Genomic DNA, 19,878 nt, shown 5'->3' on the forward strand with positions numbered 1-19,878 from the left:
AATTACTCCCGCGGATTTCGCTAACCTCCGCAGAAAAAAATCAGGTATACTTCTTTATGGCTTGCCAAGAATATGCTCTGCGTACATCTGCGCAGTCTGCGGGAGCTTTAGATTAACAGAATCCAAAAATTACTCCCGCGGATTTCGCTAACCTCCGCAGAAAAAAATCAGGTATACTTCTTTATGGCTTGCCAAGAATATGCTCTGCGTACATCTGCGCAGTCTGCGGGAGCTTTAGATTAACAGAATCCAAAAATTACTCCCGCGGATTTCGCTAACCTCCGCAGAAAAAAATCAGGTATACTTCTTTATGGCTTGCCAAGAATATGCTCTGCGTACATCTGCGCAGTCTGCGAGAAAATATGTTTACCACTGGTGAACACAGATTTTCACAGATGATTGGTAATTCCGGAAATTTTTTACTTCAGCTATGACCGCCAGTTGCATTTCTTTTAGGCTTTATTCTTTTTTTCTCTGCGTGATATATTATGTGATTTTTTCTCCGTGCCCATCGCGTTCTCTGAGGTAAATTTTTTCTTTGCATATTTGCGCCTTTGCGGGACACCTTCTCTTTTTTTCTGCGCAATTCTGCGAAGTCTGCGGGAGCTTCAAATAAACAGGATCAAAAATTACTCCCGCAGATCACGCTGACCTTCGCAGAATAGGGTAAATACACTTACTTTTATTCAAAAATCACCATCATGAAAAAAATCACCATTTACTGCGGTTCCAACAAAGGCAAAAATTCTATCTACGAAGAAGGGGCAAAAGCTTTGGCAAATGAAATGGTCAAAAGAAACTTGGCTTTGGTCTATGGTGCCGGCAATGTAGGGTTGATGGGTGTCATTGCCGATGCCATGCTGGAGGCAGGGATGGATGTGTATGGAATCATTCCTCAAAAACTAGTGGACATCGAAGTAGCCCACCGAGGATTGACAGAACTGACAGTAGTAGAAACCATGCGCGACCGCAAGTGGCTGATGGCAGAAAAAGGTGACGGATTTATCGCCATGCCTGGGGGAATCGGGACTTTTGAGGAATTGTTTGAAATCATGACCTTAAACCAATTGGCTTATATCAGCAAGCCTTTGGCATTGTACAATGTCAATGGCTATTATAATGGGCTGATTGCTTTTCTACAGCATGCTGTAAAAGAAGGATTTTTGCACCAAGCACAGTTGGACTTGCTGATCGTCAGCAGCGATCCTGCAGATTTATTGGAAAAGATGGCTGGATTCGAACCCAAGTTTATTGAAAAGTGGGAGGTGAAGTAGGGGCTAACTCCTGATCATTTATTCAAAAAAATCTGCTAAAAGACTATCTCCAAGCAACCATGTAAAATTTGGTTTGCATTTCAAGATACGTATCTGTGGACTATAGACTGAGAGCTATTGCATCTAAAAACAAAATTACTCAACAATATTTGTCCACCAAGGCCATCAATTTTTCGAGGTAAAAAGCATCGCTTTGGTCAAAGTCGTCCAATTGGTCGCTGTCGACATCAAGGACTATCCAAACTTTGCCTTCCTTAAATCCCGGAACCACTATCTCAGACCGTGAAGCAGAACTGCAGGCAATATGTCCCGGAAAAGCATCCACATCAGGTACGAGTTGTGTTTTGGCTTCTTTCCAAGCAGTCCCGCAAACTCCCTTTCCAAAGGCAATACGGGTACATGCCAAAGGCCCTTGAAATGGTCCCAATACCAACTGTTCTGCTTTAACAATATAAAATCCGACCCAAAAAAAACCAAAAGCTTCTCTCAGCACTGCTGCAACATTGGCAAGATTCGCATAGCTATCTGACTCTGAGGAAATCAAAGCCTCGATCTGCGGAAGAATGGCCTGGTATTTTTCTGCCTTCGGGGCTGCTTCAGGTAAGTAGAGGGATTCGGACATGGTTTAAAATAATTTATGGTTATGTATTTATGTTGACCGATGACGGATGAGCGATGTAGCCAACTTTCAGGTATTTGGACTTGTTTACTGCCAATAACATATTTGTAGGAGCCGTCACTCTGAGTGAAACGAAGAGTCTCTTATATTTTGAGATCTTTCAACCTTCCTGAAAAAACGGGACAGGCTGTACCTCGGATTCAAGATAACGCCACACAGCCAATCTATCCCCCATGATTTCTGATTCGGAGAGCAATTTACCTTTGATCAGGGGTGCCGGAATGCCTTTTCCAAATTGGACCTGACCTGTAAAAACCCGAGCTTCATCCCAAAGTTCATTTTGTATAAAACTTTTCAATACCTGCGCTCCGCCTTCTACGATCAGACTCTGAATTTTCCTTTGATACAGGTCTTCCAATACTTCCCCAATTCCAAACCCCGAGGATAACTTCACCCATTCTAAGTTCTCAGAACTCTCGGATTTAGCTTCATTGTAACAGATCGTCTTCTGCATGCCATCAAACAAATGGAGGTTACTGTCCAAAATCAAGGTTCTGTCCAACACGATCCGGACAGGATTTCTTCCTTCCCAATCCCTGACATTCAACTGAGGATTGTCGTATTTGGCGGTGGAAGTTCCGACCAAGATGGCATCTTCCTCAGACCGCCACTTATGGACAAGCTGCCTCGAATAGGCATTGGAAATCCATTTGGAATCAAAATTCTCCCTCGCCACAAATCCATCTCGGGTTTGGGCCCATTTGAGGATGACAAATGGTCTTTTCTTTTCGATAAAAGTAAAAAAGCGTTTGTTTTGCTCTCTTACTTCTTTTTCTAAAATCCCCGTGACAACTTCAATTCCTGCTTCCTTTAAAATCTGAATTCCTTTTCCTCCTACCAAAGGATTAGAATCCATCGCCCCAATCACAACTTTCTTCACTTTTTTTTCTACCAAAAGATTTGCGCAAGGAGGTGTTTTGCCCCAATGTGCACAAGGCTCAAGGGATACATAAACCGTCGATTCTGATAACAAATCTTGATTTGCAACTGAATTGATGGCATTGGGTTCGGCATGGGGACCTCCATATACCTGATGGAATCCTTCCCCAATGATGGTTCCATTATGCACAACGACACAGCCGACCATGGGATTAGGGCTGACATTGCCCCTTCCCCATTCTGCCAATTCGATGGCCCTCCGCATGTACAATTCATCCTGAGTCATGAGAATTAAGGTTTTGGACGGAGCGTAACAGCGCTTATTTGGGTGATTTTTCTGCTTTCGACATTGACATTAGGGATGGTCTCAGGTAGGTACTTTGTATTGAATGGAAGAATCACAACAGTATGGCTTCCTAAAATACCTCTCAATTTGAACCTACCTGTAGAAACGTCCACTGCGGTAGAGGAAACAGTATCTTTTCCCTGTATTGCATAGATGATGGCATTTTCCATGACGGGAAGTATTGATCCTGCTATTTCGCCAGTATCCGCTCTCGAGAAGGAACGGAGTTTGGGCTTCAACACAAAACCATTGGCTGGATTAGGCTGGGATGAAATAGACCTAAAAACCTCAAAATCAATAAAGATATCATAGGAAATTCCGGCATCTAAAGGATAATTGACTGTCAAAGAAGGATTCTGATCCTCAATATTTTCAATTTCTAAAGGTATCCTTGCTCCATCAATAACGACATAATGGTCTGTCCCCAATTTTAAAGTCAATTCAGTAATTGCCCCCACCAATAGTTCCCCCCTACCGACCAAAAACTGTCTGTCCAAAATTAGGCTTGAAAGATTGACCTGCTGATTGCTTTGCAGATTTTCAAAAAAGACAGGATCGGCGTTGTCTTGACCTCTTGTCCCTATTGTCGTTACCTCTACACCCAAAATCTCGACCCAAACCTCATCAAAATCTCCGGGTGCGTCTATTACAAATACATTGACAAGTGCAGTGCTTCTCTCTCCATCTGAAATACAGGAGGTTAAGAATACCGAAAAAAGAATTAGATTTTGTATATATTTTATCACAGGGTAAAATTAGTATTTTTGGACATGATGCAATGGGAAAAATTATTAAGTTCGGACAGGTTTGATTCTTCGAAAAAAGAAAATGCCTCCCCTGAATCTTTTAGAAGTGAGTTTGAAATAGATTACGACCGGATCATTTTTTCTGCTCCGTTTAGAAATCTTCAGGACAAAACCCAGGTTTTTCCACTTCCTGAAAATGATTTTGTCCACACCAGACTTACCCATAGCCTTGAAGTATCCAGCGTAGGCAGGTCTTTGGGAAAGTCCGCCGGTGAATATCTCATCAATAAATACCCCAATCTCGCCAAAAAAGGAATCCATTCCTCTGATTTTGGTGCCATCGTGGCAGCAGCGGCATTGGCACACGATATCGGAAATCCGCCCTTTGGACATGCTGGCGAGGAAGCCATCTCTGATTTTTTCAAGCACCACCCTTACGGATACATCTGGCAATCACATGTCAAGCCTCATGAATGGGCTGACTTGATCAACTTTGAGGGAAATGCCCAAGGCTTCAGGATGTTGGTTTCCAAGGATAACGGATTGAAACTTTCGTATGCAACCTTGGCAGCATTCACAAAATATCCAAGACCTTCCCACATTTTCAAAAGAGACCACAACCGCAGAAGTCAGAAGAAATTTGGGTTCTTTACCGACCAGCAAAAAGACTACGCCCAACTCGCCTCAGAATTGGGACTGACCAAAGTAAATGCAGAATGTTGGCTGAGGCATCCGCTTGCTTTTTTGGTGGAAGCAGCCGATGATATCTGCTACAGCATCATTGACCTCGAAGACGGCTGCACCATGGGCTTGGTGAGTATTGAGCAGACAATTGAGCTACTTGCCGAGATATTGGGGGACAAATTCAAACCTGAAAAATTAGAGAAATACAAAACAGACTCCCAAAAATTGGCTATTCTACGTGCCATGACGATCGGAAGTCTGATCTCCGAAGCGGTTGAGGCTTTTTGTACCAATGAAGAGGCCCTTCTTGCAGGAGATTTTGACAAAGCATTGACCGACATCATCTCTTCAGCTGGTGCCCTTGCGAAAATATCTAAACTATCTGTGAAAAAAATTTACAGGTCCAAACCCGTTTTGGAAAAAGAAGCTGCAGGATTTCAGGTTTTGGAAGGGTTGCTCGAAGTTTTTTCAAGAGCTTTAAACCACAAATTCTATCAGACCGAACTGTATTCAGGCAAAGACAAAAGTATCCTGAGGTTGTTGCCAGAAGATTTTCCTTTAGACGGATGGGAAATAAAAGTAAATCCCTATCCATTGCTCCGGGCTTTAGTGGATTTTATTTCAGGAATGACGGACAGGTACGCGCTTTCTCTTTACCGGAGAGTAAAAGGAATCTCCCTTCCGGGAACCTGATTCAAACAGAAAAAAATTACCTCTTTAAACTCCGAATTGCCTGAGGTGGTGGTCTACATGCCTCCACACAAATATCCCCCATTGCTGATGGGTCAGCGGACCAAAAACAGGATGGGACGCTTCCAAAGCGTAATCTATTTGGGGGTATTTGCTTAGGATGTTAATAAACTTTGACTTTTCTTCTTCAAAGGAAGCGTCCGGCGCATTTCCTGCAGTTTGAAATCTCTTTGGACCTTTGGCCAGCTTTGGGAATTCACTTCTGATATTGAAGAAGACAAACTTGAACATCAGCTGTCTGAATGTGGCGCTTTTGTCAGATTTGGGAGCCTTGAGAATTCCCTGATGGGCAAGATTACAGTGAACAAGCATCTCGGTAGCGGTCATCAGGCCCCAATTGGCTTTGGTATCGGGATTCAATTTTTCTGTTCGGGCAAGGAGTTCATTGACTGCCTGGGATGAAAGGATAGTTTTGCTCATTCTTGAAAGGCTTTAATTTCCTGAATCTCTGCGGAAATTTCAGGTTTTTTTTCCTCCAAGTCATAATCCATCTGAAGGCCCAACCAAAATTTAGGACTTGTCCCAAAAAATTTGGAAAACCTAAGGGCTGTATCTACTGATATGCTTCTTTTTCCATGGATGATTTCGCTCAATCTGTTTTGGGGGATAAATATCGCCTTGGCTAGCTTGTAAGCGGTCAGTCCCATTGGATCCAGAAATTCGGCCTTCAAAACTTCTCCCGGATGTATATTATTCAATTTTTCCATACTCTTTTTTAATTTAATGATAATCTAAAATTTCAACCTCATTTGCGTGGCTGCCATCCCACTGAAAGATAATTCTCCATTGATCATTTATTCTGATGCTATAAAATCCAATAAGTTTACCGCTCAATTTTTCCAAATGATTTGCCGGCGGAATTCTCAAATCATTGATGTTTGCTGCGTTATTGATCATTCTCAACTTTCGCCTTGCCGTATTTTGGATTTCAAATGGAAGCTTTTTGGAAACTTCTCCCTGCCAAATTATTTCTGTTTCCCTGCTGCCAAATGAGTTGATCATTCAAAAATAAGTTTACTTACGTCAAACATAAGTAATTGGTTTAATTTTCACAAACCTTCATTTAATAAAATATGTCTTGATGATCATTTTCTCAAAGTATTCCTTCTTAACCCCAAAATCTCTTAACTTTGTGCCTGCTTTTGAAAGGGTTAGTTATTTGACCCTTTTCATATAGACATATCCACCCAAGGATCAATTCAGAAATCTGGAGTTTTGGGTGGGAAAAAATAAAACCCCAAGGAATACCGTGAAAAAATACCAGGAGTTCAAACAAGTTGATTATCCCAAGATAGGAGTAGATATCCTCCAATTCTGGAAAGAGAATGACATTTTTAAAAAATCTGTGGACAACAGAGAGGGTTTCGAAACCTTCACTTTTTTTGAAGGACCGCCGTCCGCCAACGGTACGCCGGGTATCCACCATGTGATGGCAAGGACATTGAAAGATATTTTCTGCCGTTACAAAACGCTCAAAGGATTTCAGGTAAAAAGGAAAGGGGGTTGGGATACTCACGGACTTCCTGTGGAATTGCAGGTTGAAAAAGAACTCGGCATCACCAAAGAGGATATCGGAAAGAAAATCTCCGTCGAAGAATACAACCAAAAATGCCGCGAGACGGTCATGCGTTTCAAACATGAATGGGATGACCTTACCGAGAAAATAGGCTATTGGGTAGATTTGGATGATCCTTATATCACTTTCGAACCAAAATATATTGAAAGTCTGTGGAGCCTTTTGAGGAAGCTTTATGACAAAGGCTTGCTTTATAAAGGATATACGATTCAGCCTTTTTCACCTGCTGCGGGTACAGGTCTGAGTTCGCACGAACTCAATCAGCCCGGTACGTACAAGGACGTCAAAGACACTTCCATCACGGCACAGTTCAAAGTCAAAGGACAGGACAATACCTACATCCTTGCCTGGACGACCACGCCGTGGACCTTGCCTTCCAACTCGGCTTTGGCCATCGGCGAAAAACTCGACTATGTCAAAGTCAGGACTTTCAATCCCTACACCTTCGAACCGGTAAATGTCATATTGGCGAAAGCCAGAATGGGCGCTTACCTCAATCCAAAGGCGCAGGAAATCGCCATGGCCGATTTCAAAGCCGGAGACAAATTGATCCCTTATGAGATCATAGAGCAATACAAAGGCAAAGACCTTTTGGGTTGGGAATATGAGCAGCTTTTCCCGATTGCAGGTTTGGCTTTGGCGCATCCGGCATTTACGGTGGTGGCTGGCGATTATGTGACCACTGAAGACGGTACAGGAATCGTGCACCTGGCAAAAGCCTTCGGTGCGGACGATTTCAGGACTTTGGTACAACAAAATATACCTGGAGTTTTTGTCAAAGACGACTTGGGAAATGACATTCCGGTCGTAGACAGACAAGGAAAATTCCTTCCTGTGGTAGGTGAATACCTGGCTGCCAAAATGAAAGAACATGGCATCAGCGCCCACAAGGAATTGGGAGCGAATGATTTCTATGTCAAAAATTACCTCGAGGATGATGAGAGCAACAAGGAGTACAAAAACACCGATGTGATCATCTCCATCATTCTGAAGAATGAAAACAAGGCTTTCAAAGTAGAAAAATACGAACACACCTATCCACATTGCTGGAGGACGGACAAGCCGATCCTTTATTATCCTTTGGAAAGCTGGTTTATCAAAACCACAGCTTACAAGGACAGATTGGTAGAACTGAACAAAACCATCAACTGGAAACCTGAAGCAACGGGAACAGGCCGATTTGGCAACTGGCTCGAGAATCTGGTAGATTGGAACCTAAGTCGCTCCAGATTTTGGGGTACGCCGCTTCCGATCTGGAGAACAGCAGACGGCACGGAAGAGAAGTGCATCGGCTCAATCACCGAACTGAATGAAGAAATGGCGAAATCCATCGCTGTCGGCTTTATGGCAGCTTCTCCTTTTGAAGGAAAAGAAGTTGACCTCCACCGTCCTTATGTGGATGATGTAGTGTTGGTTTCTGCGAAAGGTGAAAAAATGTTCCGTGAACCGGATTTGATCGATGTTTGGTTTGATTCCGGGGCAATGCCATATGCTCAGTGGCATTTTCCTTTTGAAAATGAGGATATCTTCAAAGCCAATTATCCTGCAGATTACATTGCCGAAGGCGTGGATCAGACAAGGGGTTGGTTCTTTACTTTGCATGCCATTGCCGGTATGCTTTTCGATTCTGTAGCATTCAAAAATGTGATTGCAAACGGTTTGGTCTTGGACAAAAACGGCAACAAAATGTCCAAGCGATTGGGCAATGCCGTAGATCCATTCAAAACCCTGAATGAATATGGCCCTGATGCGCTCAGGTGGTACATGCTGAGCAATGCCAATCCTTGGGACAACCTCAAATTCAACCTTGAAGGCGTAGCAGAAGTACAAAGAAGGTTCTTTGGTACACTCCAAAACACCTATAATTTCTTTGCGCTTTATGCTAACCTGGATCATTTTGTCTATGATCCTGCCAAAAAAGTACTTGTTTCAGAAAGAGCAGAACTGGACCAATGGATCATCTCCAAGCTTCAGTCACTGATCTCCGAAACGGAGGCCGCCATGGACAATTACGATGCGACCAAGGCTACCCGTGCGATCATGAACTTCACCATCGACCAACTTTCCAACTGGAACGTAAGATTGGCAAGAAAAAGATTCTGGAGAGGAGAAATCAACAAAGACAAACAGGCAGCTTATGAGACTTTGTATGAATGTCTTTCCACTTTGACTCAGTTGATGTCTTCCTTTGCGCCGTTTTATGCAGATTGGTTGTACAAAAACCTGACTGAAAGCAGCAGGGAAGCAGGACAGGTTTTGCCTGAATCCGTCCACTTGGGAGATTGGAATGCTGCTGATCCAAAACTGATCAACGAAGACCTGGAAGCAAGCATGCAGTTGGCGCAGGATATTTCATCTTTGGTGCACTCTCTGAGAAAAAAAGAAAAAATCAAAGTAAGGCAGCCTTTGCAAAAAGTCTTGATCCCTGTTTTGAATGAGAAAACCAAAGCACAGATCCAACATGTGGATGACCTGATCAAATCTGAGGTAAACATCAAGGATATCGAATACATAGATGATACATCCGGTATTTTGGTAAAATCCGTTAAGCCAAATTTTGCTCTTTTAGGAAAAAGATTTGGTCCGAAATTGAAGCAGGTGTCTGCTGCGATCAATGCATGGGGGAAAGAAGAAATTTCATCCATTGAAAAAAATGGTTCATTTGATATGACCCTGGATGGGGAAACGGTTACCTTGACTTTGGAAGATGTGTTGATCTCTTCTCAGGATATCCCGGGATGGTCAGTTGCTTCTGATAATGGGGTAACAGTGGCCTTGGATGTGACTTTGACGGAAGAACTGAAGCAAGAAGGAATCGCACGTGACTTGGTCAACAGAATCCAAAATCTCCGCAAGGACATGGGTCTGGAAGTTCAGGACAAAATCACCATCAAAGTGGCCAAGCACGATGACATGGTAAATGCTGCTTTGGCAAATTTTGCCTCCTACATCCAAACCGAAACACAGGCGCTCTCGTTGGAAGTGAACGGTTCTGTGAGTGAGGGAACCCAACTTGACATGGATGATTTTGAATTGACAGTCAAGGTAGAGAAAGTATAAAATCAAATTAACACGCCACAGATAGGGGAGATTCTACAAAAAATCCTTAAATCTGTGGCTTTATAATGCTATCGATGAAGTATTTAAAATATTTTGCAATCGCCCTGCTGGTGATTATCCTTGACCAAGTTGTCAAAATGATTGTCCATTACGAGATGGATTTTGGGACACCGGGTCAGATTAAGGTATTTGGTGATTGGTTTAAGCTACATTACACCACCAACCCAGGGATGGCTTTTGGGATGCAGATAGGATCGGAATACGGCAAACTGCTGTTGACATCTTTTCGGTTGATCGCCATGTTTGGTATCGGTTACTACCTCTATTACATCATCAAGAAAAAACTACATCCTGCCTATATCGTCTGTATTTCCATGATTTTGGGAGGCGCAATCGGAAACCTCGTGGACAGTGTATTTTATGGTGTTTGGCTTAACAACGCACCTTACAATGCCCCTACCCCTTGGCTTCACGGTCAGGTGATTGACATGTTTTACATTGATATCTGGGAAGGATTTATTCCTGACTGGGTGCCATTATGGGGGGGAAGTTATACTGCACTTTGGCCGATTTTCAATATTGCAGATGCTTCGATATTTGTGGGAGTCACTATCATATTGATATTCCAAGGGCGGTTCTTCAAAGAAGAACTGGCTCCCAAAAAAGAAGAAGTAGATGAGATCCAGAAACAGTTTATAGAAGGCGAAGAAAACGCCTGACTCCAAAACCCTTGAGATAAAGATCTGAAGGGTTTTTTTGACCTATTATTTCAAGTATTGTCCAATTTTTTTCTACATTTCGTGACTTGTAAAACCTATGTCTGAGTTGCCTTTTTTTCAAAGTCCTGACCAAAAAATCAACCTTACCAAAAAGGGATTTTATTGGAACGACCGGATATTACAGGTTTTGAGTTTCTTGGCTTTTGGGATTTTGGTCTACGATATCGGTTTTAGCAAAGTCGTCCAAAGCGGGAAACTGGCGGTTTTTTATAATTTCTTGTTGATTGTACTTTCTGTAGGCTATACCATAAGGCTGTTTTCAAAATCTGAAAAATACCGGACTTCAAGGTTGGTCATTGAGATCTTGATTATTCTCTTTCTGCTCACAGCGGCTGTTTTCAACCTGATGGGTTTTCAGATAGACCAAAACTTTAGGATCGCCAACTTACAGATTAAGTCATTTTTGGTCAATTTGCTGATATTCATCCTCTTTCTGATCGAATTGAGCAGGTTGAGTTTGGCGATAAATAAGCTGAAAGTACATCCGGCAGTGGTTTTTATCCTGAGCTTTTTATTGGTTATTGTAATTGGCACCGGGATGTTGATGCTTCCAAATGCAACCACAAATGGGATTTCACTTGTTGATGCACTTTTCACCTCCACTTCTGCGGTATGTGTGACCGGCCTGATTGTGTTGGATACTTCCAAGGATTTTACCTTTATGGGGCAGTTTATCATCATGATCCTCTTCCAAGTAGGCGGATTGGGAATGATGACGTTTACCAGCTTTTTTGGGTTTTTCTTCAAGGGAGGCTATTCACTCCAAAATCAGCTTTTTCTCAAAGACTACATCAATGAAGATAACATTGGAAGGATCAATTCCACCCTCGTCAAAATCATTGTTTTTACCCTAGTGGTAGAAGGCATAGCAGCCATGCTGGTATATTCCTTGATTGACAAGGGCTTGTTTCAAGGATTTGGAGATAGGTTGTTCTTTTCTGTTTTCCACGCCATATCGGGATTTTGTAATGCAGGGTTTTCTACGCTCCAAAATGGACTGTATGAATCAGGTTTCCGGCTCGAATACAATGTGCACCTTGTCATCGCGATGACGATCATCATCGGAGGGATAGGCTTTCCTGTAGTAGTAGGCTATTTTAATTACCTCAGGCACGTATTTATAGGTACAAAAAGAATGATTTTCAAAGGCGCGGAATACCAACATATTCCACGGGTGGTCAATATCAATATCAGGTTGATTGTCTATACGACATTTATCCTTTTGGTAATAGGCTTTATTTCCTACTATCATTTTGAATCTGAATATACACTCAAAGGCTTGTCAGGATATGGAAAATTTGTCACCGCATTTTTTGGATCTGTTACGCCGCGAACCGCAGGATTCAATACTGTGGACATGACAGCCATGGCAGTTCCTACGGTTTTGATTTACCTGATATTGATGTGGATCGGAGCATCTCCGGGGTCAACCGGGGGCGGGCTCAAAACAAGTACCTTTGCCGTAGCAGTTCTCAACACCCTGAGTGTAGCCAAAGGAAAAGAAAGGGTAGAAGTTTTCAGCAGGGAAATCAGCAGCGACACCATCAAAAAGGCCTTCGCAGTAATACAGCTTTCCTTCTTTGTCATTGGCTTGGGGGTATTTATGGTAATGCTTTTCAATCCTGAAATGAATATTCTTGATGTAGCGTTTGAGATATTTTCCGCTTTCTCTACAGTTGGATTAAGCTTGGGAATCACCTCTAGCCTATCTACAGGAAGCAAGATCGTGGTAACTTTGATTATGTTTTTGGGGAGAGTTGGTACTTTGACAGTTTTGGTGGCTATAGTCAAAAAAGCGAGGAGCCAAAATTATAAATATCCTGATGAAAGTGTCTATATAAGCTGATTTAAATCCTTTAGTTATGAAATATATCATCGTTAGTTTAGGGAATTTTGGGGCGTATCTCGCTACCCGTCTGACCAATTTGGGTCATGAGGTGATTGGGATTGATACCCGGGAATCAAAAATTGAATTGCTAAAAGACAGCATCACACACGTCATCATGATGGATGCCTCCGATGCGCAAGCCCTCAAAACCCTGCCCTACAAGGATGTGGATGTAGTCATTGTTGCCATTGGAGAGGATTTTGGTGCTTCCATTATGGTGACGGCTTTGTTCAAACAACTGAAAGTCAAAAGGCTGATCAGCAGGTCTATCAACAAAGTCCACGAAACTGTCATCAATGCTATCGGTGTGGACGAAATAATCCACCCTGAAGAAGATTCTGCAGAAAGAATGGCAAAAAAACTGCAGATGAAGGATGTGTTGGACTCTTTGGATGTCTCTGAGGATTATAATATCATCGAAGTGAAAACTCCAGCCAGGTACGTGGGTCTGACTATCGCCGAAACCGAGATCAGGCAAAACTACAATATCAATATCCTCACCATCATCAAAATGGAGGAAAAGGCTAATATTTTTGGAAACAAAACCTTGGTAAAAAAAGTACAGGGGGTACTTACCGCAAATACCAAAATCGAAGAAGGTGATATTCTTTTGCTCTTTGGCCATATCAAAGACCTGAGAACCGTCCTGAGTATGGATTAAACCGGCCTAAAATCCCTCTCCACAGACCTTGCAATAATTTGCATCTGCTTCATTGAAATTTCCGCAAGTGATGCATTTTTTCTTTTTACCATCTGCTTGATCTCGTTTGGCTTGGGTAAGTTCGGAGGTCACGATTCCGGTTGGGACTGCAATAATCGCATAACCCAACAGCATGATGACGGCGGAGATGAATTTACCCAAAGCTGTCACCGGCGTGATATCTCCATAGCCAACCGTAGTCAATGTCACGATGGCCCAATACATCGCCATGGGAATGCTGGTAAATCCACTTGTCGGTCCTTCCACGATAAACATAATTGTTCCCGCTATCAAAACAATGGTCAAGACAGATCCAACAAAGAGCTGGATTTTGGCCCGGCTGCTTCTCAGGGCACTTTTCAAAGTTTCTGCCTCCTTGACATAGCGGCCAAGTTTGAGGATCCTGACAACCCGCAACAACCTCAACCCGCGTATCACGACCAAAAATTGGGTATTCAACAAAAACAAACTGAGGTAACTCGGAATAATCGCCAGTAGGTCAACAATACCATAAAAACTGGTGATGTATCCCCATTTTCTATTGCTCAGCCAAAACCTCAGAATATATTCTACAGTGAATAAGGCCGTAAAAATCCATTCCAGAACGTAAAGGACATCATGGTATTTTCTATTGATCGATGGCTCCGAATCCAAAATGACCACCGTCACACTTGACAAAATCAAGACCAAAATAAATACGTCAAAATTGCGGGAAGCCCTGTCGTTGTGTTCGAATACAATATGTGCTAAGCGGGCTTTAGAGGGAAAAATTGCCATAGAAAAAGGTTTATCCTAATTTAGCTTGATAGAGGAAGAAATCCAAAGAATAATTACCCTCCAAGGTTTCAAAACCCTTGGAGGTTTGGATATCAATTGATTCCCATTCTTACAAATCCAAGTTCATCATCGACATTTTCATAAATCCATATTTTACCGTCTTTGACGAAATGCATTGAGGGACTGCTTTGTAGCTCCTTGACAAAGGTTTCACCCAAGACTTTGAAGTCCTTGTCCAGAATAGTGAGGTACACTTTACTCTTTTCTTTTTCTTCTTCGTCTTTGAAGTTTTCCTTTGGAATGCTTTCGTAGGAAAACCGATAAAATCTCTGGTTTTTATTGTCCCAAATAGGATTCCTGAAATTGATCTCCTGACCGATTTCGCTCGTCGCTCTGTAAAAATCCTCCTCTGATTCCACTTCAGTCACATATGTGCCTGTTTTGCCGCTTTTGGTAAGCTTGTTTTCATAATTCACCTGATAGAGGGAATCCTTCGCCATGTCATAGACAATTAAAGTATTGAATACTGAATTGGAAATGATAAGCTTGCCGTCCACTTCTGTGATGGATTGGTCAGGAGGAGAAATCATGATCATACCGTTAGAATTGAACTTGACGGAATAGTCCTCCAATTTTTCAAATCCTGGAAGTTCATGTTTCTTCAAGACTTTGTTTTGGTAATCGACTTTGGCTAGGTAGAAGTTTTTGCCTGTCCAATTGCCCAAAATGCCATACATAATATTTCCATCATCCGAAATAATGGCTCTTCTGGTGAAGCTCTCGTATGCCTCAAGTGAATCTCCCTCAAACTTCTCTCCGTTGAGTTTGTAAGTTCTCAACTTTTCTCCCTGAAAATTGAGCAAGGCCATATCCTGAAAGTTAGCAAAGACGATCTCATTATTTCCCATAAGGGAAATCCAGGAAATGTAATTTCCAACGCCATTTGGACCCTCTTTTTCGAATTTGATTTTTTCCTCAAGTACCAACTGATCAAGATTGACTTTATCGAGTTCGGAAGCTTCCTGATTCCAATTGTATAAGTATTTGTGGTCCTTGCTGATGGCCGAAACCCAAAGACCTCCACCGAGATTGATAAAGTCCTCTCCTGAATCCACCATGACAGTGTCCATAGAAAAGGTGATGTTGCTGAAGTCTTCTGCTGATTTTTCTTCACTTTCTCCACCGCAGGAAAAAAGAAAAAGAACTGAAAGGACAAAGAGTATATGTTTCATATGTTTGGGATTTTGATTCAAATTTATTGGTTTTAGATAACCCTCCAAGGGTTTAGAACCCTTGGAGGGTTATAGTTATTCATAATTGATGGTCATCCTCACAAAACCCAATTCATCATCCACATTGACAAAAGACCAGATTTTACCGTCTTTGACGAAAGCATAAGTAGGCACACTTCCTAAATGGCTTAGATCGGATTCACCGAGAAGATTGAAATCTTCATCCAAAATGCTTAGATACAATTTGGATAAAGGTTTTTCATGGGCCGATAGAAATAATGGCCAATCATTGTTTTCCATAGGGGATGTTTCGAAGGAAAACCTGTAAAATCTTTTGTTTATTTGATCCCAAATCAGTGGCTGAAAGTTGATTTCTGCATGTATGCCCTGAATGACTTCCCTCAGATGCTCTACTGATTTGACTTCTGATGGATAGCCACCTTTCTTAGCTTTTACCGATAGTTGAGGAGAATAATCAACATGGAAAACACTGTCATTTTCCAGATCCAAAATATATAAATCTGTATATCCTGTGCTGGATAAAACCAGCTTGTTGCCAAATTTTTTGACGGTTTTTTCAGAGGTAATAGACGTCATCATTTGGTCCGAATTTAACTCCACGATATAATCAGGCAATTCAGCTTCACCAGGCAATTTTATTTTTTTGATGGTTTTGGCTTCAAAATCCACTTTGGACATGGATGATTTTGCGCTCTTCCAAGGGTTTACCAGCAATCCGTAAACAACATTTCTACCTGCCAAAGCAAAAGATTTGCTTTGAAAAATTTCTCCTTCTAATAGACTGTCCCCTTCAAACTTATCCTTCTCTAGCTTCAGGTCCGATAATTTATTGCCATTCAGGTCAAATAGACCCATTCCCTCAAAGTTAGCTAGTAGAATTTGATTATCATCCGGCAAACTCATCCAATTGACATTGGATCCGACTCCATTTGGCCCTTCTTTTTCGAATGGTACTTTTCTCTCCAATACTAATTCATCAAGACTGATAATGTCTAAAGTAAAAGCCTGAAAGTCCCACAAATAAAGCTTGGATTGATCAGAATTGATTGTACTAGACCACAAGCCGCCTCTCAGGTTGATGATTTCATCTCCTGAATCCACCATCACCGTATCCATGGTCAGGGTGATTTTGGAATAATCTTTGACCTCTTCTTTGACTGTGTTCTCACAGGAAAAGAGAAAAAGAATAGAGATTGCGTAGAGTAGTGTTTTCATGGGATAGGATTTTGATTGGTTAGATTTGATAATTGGTTTTAAAAAACCCTCCGAGGGTTTCGAACCCTTGGAGGGTTATTTGGAATCGATGCTTAAGCGGACAAAAGCCAATTCATCGTCGATATTCTCAAAAATCCAGATTTTGCCGTCTTTGACGAAGTGGGTGCTGGGAGCTCTTTTTAGCTCGGGAACTTTAGATTCGCCTATGATTTGTAGATTTTCGTCTAAAATCGTCAAATAAACTTCATCGTTACTTTCAGGTAGGTCCAGTGGTTGGGCCCCTTCATTTTCTTTTTCCAAAAATCTTTTAAAATAAGAAAACCGATAGAAAATTCGATTCTCATTATCCCAAACAGGTTTACTGAAATTAATATCTTCTTGTGACTTTTTATAGAGTTCTGACAAGGCTTCAATAGACTCCACTTGATTTACTGTATTCTCCTTTTTTCTGTTAGGAGTCAAAGAACTTTGAAGAGAAATATATTCCAATGTTGTTTCATCATTCGCCAAAACATAAAATTCATTTGCGATTTCATTACTCAAAATAACTTTGTCCATAGAAGTTGAAATAAATAAAGACGGCCCCATTCCGCCTGCCGGTGCTCCATTCATAATCAGTTCAATTCTGTATTCTTTCAGTTTATCGAATTCCGGCATCTCAAATCTTGTGTTTTTATTGTTTTCAATTTCGACCTTATTGAAAACATAGTTGTTGCTTTCCCAAGCGACGGAAAATCCATAATGCGTATTAGGATCACTTGGTAAAGAAAACAATCTCATCATAAATTCTTCTGATGAGAGGCTCCCTTTCTCAAAACCCCCATATTCCAATTTTTTCAAAATTTTTCCTAAAGAATCCAGTATAAAAAGTCCTGAAAAACCCTGAACCAGAAACCTGTCCTCTCCGAGCAGGTTAAAATTGGAAACAAAATCTCCTATTCCGTTTGGTCCTTCTTTCTCAAGTTTGATTTTGCCCTGGAGTTCTAGCGCGTCAAGGCTGATTTTTTCCAGACTGAATTCCTGTTGATTGAAGTTGTATAAATATTTCAAATCCTGACTGAGGCTTGATTGCATCAGGTTGCCATTCAGGTATAATATCTCATCCTTCGAATCCACCATAACTGTATCCAAAGAAAAAGTCATTTGGGAGAAATCAGCTTTCTTTTCGGTACTGCTTCCGCAGGAAAAGAGAAAAAGTATTGAAATTAGTATAAGGTAGTTTTTCATAAAATTTGGGATAAAACTAAAAATAGTGGATTCGTAATGAAATCCAAAAATCAAACCGTTAAAAGTTGTTGGGTGCTCAAAATACTTCAATTCTTTCGATTGAAAATTGAGAGAGAAGCAAAAAATCAAACTTCCATTAAAAGCCAAATTCGATATTTTTACTAGTCTACTAGATAAATTATCGGATATTTTTACTAGTCGACTAGGTAAATTATCGAATAATTTTACTACTCTTATAAAATTTCCATTTATGAATTCGTACATTTGACTAGGAAATCCTGCGAAAATGAAAAGGAAACTCTACGAAAAGCTACTCCAACATCTCCCCAAAAAGGAATTTACGATCCTGACAGGTGCAAGGCAAACGGGAAAAACCTCCTTGTTGCTAGACCTGAAGACATATTGTCAGGCACAGCAAATTCCCCAGATTTTTATCAACCTCGAAAACAAATCCTTATTGGCGGAGCTCGATGCCAATCCGCTGAACTTATTGGCATACCTCCCGGCGCAAGATCAAAAAACCGTGGTCTTTATGGATGAAATCCAATACTTATCCGACCCTTCCAACTTCCTTAAATTGATCTATGATGAGTACAGTCACCTGATCAAAATCGTCGCAAGCGGTAGCAGCGCTTTTTATATTGACAAAAAATTCAGGGATTCATTGGCGGGAAGGAAAAGGATTTTTCACCTCATGACCTGTGATTTTGAGGATTTTTTGATGCTTCAGGGCAAAGAAAATCTTTGGCAGGAAGTAGTCAGAATAAGAGAGCAACCTGAAGCAAAAAGCTTGAAAATAGATTTGCTCCGCTTGGAATGGGAAGGATATATGCTTTATGGCGGTTATCCCGCTGTCATCACCGAACCTTTGGTCAGTGAAAAAATAGAAATCCTCAAAGAAATCAGGGATTCATTTATCAAAAGAGACATCATAGAAGCAGGCGTTCAAAATGAACTTGTATTCTATCAATTGTTTCAAATCCTGGCTTCACAAACTGGCCAATTGGTCAATGTCAATGAATTGAGCAATACCTTGAAAGTCAGAAACGAGACAATTCTTAGCTACCTTGAAGTAATGGGGAAGTGTTTTCACCTGTCATTAGCAAAGCCTTTTTTTGCCAATATTAGAAAGGAATTGGTAAAGATGCCCAAAGGGTACCTGATGGATACGGGTCTGAGAAATTCCCTGCTCAACAATTTTACCCCTGTCAATCAGCGGCCTGACAAAGGCGAATTATGGGAACAGACAGTATTTAGGGTGTTGGCCGACAGATTTGGAACCGATGCAATCCGATTTTGGAGGACAGCAGACGGCAAAGAGATAGACTTTGTGCTGCCGGATGAAAATCCACCTTTGGCCATAGAAGTAAAATTTGATGAAAGAATGGCCAAAATCAAAAAATACCAATTGTTTTTGGATACCTATCCTAATTTTAAATTTCAGTTTGCTACCATACAACCATGGACTGAGGATTTTTTCAGGAGGTTTATCTGAGAATAAAGGACACTCTCCCTCTGGTACCAATGATGTCACCGGAGCTGCGGGCATCATAATTCTGTCTCATTGTTTTGGCTAAAGCCGATTTTTTGCGCGGCACTTATTTGTGAATGGGCTAAAGCCACATTCCTATTGATACTTGACACTTCGTAGCCACCACCTCTCACCTCATCTTTTTCGTACTTCCGACTTCCAACTTAACCCTTCCAAAAGATATCTCCCTCTGGTCGATATGAAAAGGAGAAGGTAATTTCACATCTAACCACTTACGGTTCTGATACTTGGCACATGGTACTTCGTACTTTCTCACCTCCCACCTCTTACCTTTTATAAAAATCAAAACCAATATTTTCCACATTCCCTAACCTTGTAACCTTCGAACTTCCTAACCTTAAAACACCCCATCGTACTTCGTACTTTCTCACCTCTCACCTCTTACCTTTTATAAAAATCAAAACCAATATTTTCCACATTCCCTAACCTTGTAACCTTCGAACTTCCTAACCTTAAAACACCCCATCGTACTTCGTACTTTCTCACCTCTCAC

At 41.3% G+C, this 19,878-nt stretch carries 17 protein-coding genes; 7 read left to right on the top strand and 10 right to left on the bottom strand.

The features are described 5' to 3' along the window. Positions 1-701 precede the first annotated feature (701 nt). Complete coding sequence (locus tag MMU07_RS08565; protein WP_241125450.1) at positions 702-1,274, top strand: LOG family protein; 573 nt, start codon at positions 702-704, stop codon at positions 1,272-1,274. Between the two features lie 139 nt (positions 1,275-1,413). Here the strand turns inward: MMU07_RS08565 and MMU07_RS08570 are convergent, their stop codons facing one another. The 3 genes from MMU07_RS08570 to MMU07_RS08580 form a co-directional block, all read right to left on the bottom strand. Continuing rightward, positions 1,414-1,896: a GAF domain-containing protein gene (locus tag MMU07_RS08570; RefSeq protein ID WP_241125451.1), complete on the bottom strand. Its 483-nt coding sequence runs from the start codon at positions 1,894-1,896 to the stop codon at positions 1,414-1,416. A 157-nt stretch (positions 1,897-2,053) separates the two neighbouring features. Beyond that, positions 2,054-3,118, bottom strand: coding sequence for a bifunctional diaminohydroxyphosphoribosylaminopyrimidine deaminase/5-amino-6-(5-phosphoribosylamino)uracil reductase RibD (ribD, locus tag MMU07_RS08575; RefSeq protein WP_241125452.1), 1,065 nt, complete (start codon positions 3,116-3,118; stop codon positions 2,054-2,056). Between the two features lie 5 nt (positions 3,119-3,123). Beyond that, positions 3,124-3,924, bottom strand: coding sequence for a DUF4382 domain-containing protein (locus MMU07_RS08580; RefSeq protein WP_241125453.1), 801 nt, complete (start codon positions 3,922-3,924; stop codon positions 3,124-3,126). Positions 3,925-3,948: 24 nt separating this feature from the next. On the opposite strand from MMU07_RS08580, the gene MMU07_RS08585 reads away from it, so the two are divergent. Next, positions 3,949-5,301, top strand: a complete 1,353-nt coding sequence (locus MMU07_RS08585; protein WP_418884511.1) for a deoxyguanosinetriphosphate triphosphohydrolase — start codon at positions 3,949-3,951, stop codon at positions 5,299-5,301. A 24-nt stretch (positions 5,302-5,325) separates the two neighbouring features. Here the strand turns inward: MMU07_RS08585 and MMU07_RS08590 are convergent, their stop codons facing one another. Genes MMU07_RS08590 through MMU07_RS08600 form a run of 3 tightly spaced genes read right to left on the bottom strand, consistent with a single transcriptional unit; the run spans position 5,326 to position 6,360 of the window. Beyond that, positions 5,326-5,778: a DUF1569 domain-containing protein gene (locus MMU07_RS08590; RefSeq protein ID WP_241125454.1), complete on the bottom strand. Its 453-nt coding sequence runs from the start codon at positions 5,776-5,778 to the stop codon at positions 5,326-5,328. Beyond that, positions 5,775-6,065 (bottom strand): HigA family addiction module antitoxin, encoded by a 291-nt coding sequence (locus MMU07_RS08595; protein ID WP_241125455.1) that lies wholly within the window; start codon positions 6,063-6,065, stop codon positions 5,775-5,777. Before MMU07_RS08595 ends, MMU07_RS08590 begins: the two co-directional genes overlap by 4 nt. A gap of 13 nt (positions 6,066-6,078) precedes the next feature. Then, a complete protein-coding gene (locus tag MMU07_RS08600; RefSeq protein ID WP_241125456.1) occupies positions 6,079-6,360 on the bottom strand; it encodes a type II toxin-antitoxin system RelE/ParE family toxin in 282 nt (93 codons plus the stop codon). A gap of 247 nt (positions 6,361-6,607) precedes the next feature. Here MMU07_RS08600 and ileS point away from each other — a divergent pair, with 247 nt between their 5' ends. The 4 genes from ileS (at position 6,608) to MMU07_RS08620 (ending at position 13,322) form a co-directional block, all read left to right on the top strand. Further along, complete coding sequence (gene ileS / locus MMU07_RS08605; protein ID WP_241125457.1) at positions 6,608-9,994, top strand: isoleucine--tRNA ligase; 3,387 nt, start codon at positions 6,608-6,610, stop codon at positions 9,992-9,994. A 74-nt stretch (positions 9,995-10,068) separates the two neighbouring features. Further along, positions 10,069-10,713, top strand: a complete 645-nt coding sequence (locus MMU07_RS08610; RefSeq protein ID WP_241125458.1) for a lipoprotein signal peptidase — start codon at positions 10,069-10,071, stop codon at positions 10,711-10,713. 97 nt (positions 10,714-10,810) lie between these two features. Further along, on the top strand, positions 10,811-12,619 hold the full coding sequence (locus MMU07_RS08615; protein ID WP_241125459.1) for a TrkH family potassium uptake protein: 1,809 nt from the start codon (positions 10,811-10,813) through the stop codon (positions 12,617-12,619). 16 nt (positions 12,620-12,635) lie between these two features. After that, positions 12,636-13,322: a potassium channel family protein gene (locus MMU07_RS08620; protein WP_241125460.1), complete on the top strand. Its 687-nt coding sequence runs from the start codon at positions 12,636-12,638 to the stop codon at positions 13,320-13,322. 6 nt (positions 13,323-13,328) lie between these two features. On the opposite strand, the gene MMU07_RS08625 is transcribed toward MMU07_RS08620, so the two are convergent. The 4 genes from MMU07_RS08625 to MMU07_RS08640 form a co-directional block, all read right to left on the bottom strand. Continuing rightward, the gene (locus MMU07_RS08625) at positions 13,329-14,138 is read right to left on the bottom strand and encodes an ion transporter (RefSeq protein ID WP_241125461.1); all 810 of its coding nucleotides are present in this window, start codon (positions 14,136-14,138) and stop codon (positions 13,329-13,331) included. Between the two features lie 92 nt (positions 14,139-14,230). Then, the gene (locus tag MMU07_RS08630) at positions 14,231-15,370 is read right to left on the bottom strand and encodes a DUF4221 family protein (protein ID WP_241125462.1); all 1,140 of its coding nucleotides are present in this window, start codon (positions 15,368-15,370) and stop codon (positions 14,231-14,233) included. 75 nt (positions 15,371-15,445) lie between these two features. Beyond that, entirely contained in the window at positions 15,446-16,606 is a 1,161-nt protein-coding gene (locus tag MMU07_RS08635) for a DUF4221 family protein (protein ID WP_241125463.1), read from the bottom strand. A 75-nt stretch (positions 16,607-16,681) separates the two neighbouring features. Continuing rightward, positions 16,682-17,833 carry a DUF4221 family protein gene (locus MMU07_RS08640; protein WP_241125464.1) on the bottom strand — a complete coding sequence of 384 codons (1,152 nt, stop codon included), beginning with the start codon at positions 17,831-17,833 and terminating at the stop codon, positions 16,682-16,684. 286 nt (positions 17,834-18,119) lie between these two features. On the opposite strand from MMU07_RS08640, the gene MMU07_RS08645 reads away from it, so the two are divergent. Continuing rightward, positions 18,120-19,328: an ATP-binding protein gene (locus MMU07_RS08645; protein WP_241125465.1), complete on the top strand. Its 1,209-nt coding sequence runs from the start codon at positions 18,120-18,122 to the stop codon at positions 19,326-19,328. Positions 19,329-19,878: the final 550 nt, after the last annotated feature.

The sequence above is a fragment of the Cognataquiflexum nitidum genome (assembly GCF_022538055.1).
In the GTDB taxonomy this organism is placed as follows: Bacteria; Bacteroidota; Bacteroidia; order Cytophagales; family Cyclobacteriaceae; genus Cognataquiflexum; species Cognataquiflexum nitidum.